The sequence below is a fragment of the Pseudomonas sp. PB106 genome, assembly GCF_009764645.1.
Taxonomy (GTDB): Bacteria; Pseudomonadota; Gammaproteobacteria; order Pseudomonadales; family Pseudomonadaceae; genus Aquipseudomonas.
Map to the genome: position 1 here is coordinate 1 of NZ_RWIM01000117.1, position 1,035 is coordinate 1,035.

Sequence of the window (1,035 nt, forward strand, 5' to 3'; positions counted from 1 at the left end):
TGATGACGTCACCGACGTTATCGACGAAGTAGGTGTCGTTGCCGGCACCGCCGTCCATGGTGTCAGCACCTTCCTGACCGTTGAGGATGTTGTTGCCGCTGTTGCCGGTCAGCACGTTGTCCAGGCCGTTACCGACCAGATACAGATCGCTGCTGCCCAGCAACTGGCCATCTTCGACGTTGGCAGTCAGGGTGTAACCGATGTTGCTCAGGACCAGGTCACGGCCTTCGCCGCCCAGTTCGATGACCACATCGCCGGCATTGTCGATGACATAGGTGTCGTCACCGCTGCCGCCGATCAAGGTGTCGGCACCGGCCGCACCATCCAGACGATCGTTGCCGGCACCGCCCTGCAGCGTGTCCGCCGAGGCGCTGCCGAGCAAGTAGTTGTTCAGGCTGTTGCCTTGCACGTTATAGCCGCCGGTCCCCATCAGCCAGACGTTCTCGACGTTGGTCAGATTGCCCAGGTTCAGGTTGACGACGTTGGTCATCGGCGTGGCGTTGTAATAGATGCGCAGGGTGTCGCTACCTTCATTGGCATTTTCCTGGATCAGTGACAGCTCGCCGCTCTGGTCGAGATAGTAGGTGTCGTCACCGTCGCCACCGATCATTGTGTCCAGTCCGGCACCACCGTTGAGGACGTTGTTGCCGCTGTTACCGGTCATCACGTTGTTCAGGGTGTTGCCGTTGGCATTGAGGTTGGCCGTACCGGTCAACACGATGTTTTCCAGATTGGCGCCCAGGCTGTAGTTGATCGAGGAGCGCACAGTATCGATCTCGGTCATCAAAGCGCTGGTTTCGACGACCACGTCACCGACGTTGTCGACCACATACGTGTCGTTGCCCAAACCGCCGATCATCCGGTCGGCACCCGCGCCACCATCCAGAATGTTATCGCCGGTATTACCGGTGATGACGTTGTTCAGCGCGTTGCCGGTGCCGTTGATATTGTCGGCGAAGCGCAGGGTCAGGTTTTCCAGGTTGGCGCCCAAGGTGTAGTTGGCGAGCGACGACAGCACGGTGTCGATCTCGGTCA

Annotated in this window: 1 protein-coding gene; it reads right to left on the reverse strand. The window is 59.3% G+C overall.

The window, feature by feature from the left end:
* Positions 1-1,035, reverse strand: a 1,035-nt coding sequence (locus EJA71_RS15410) for a calcium-binding protein (protein ID WP_178113705.1), incomplete at both ends; no start/stop codon positions are given.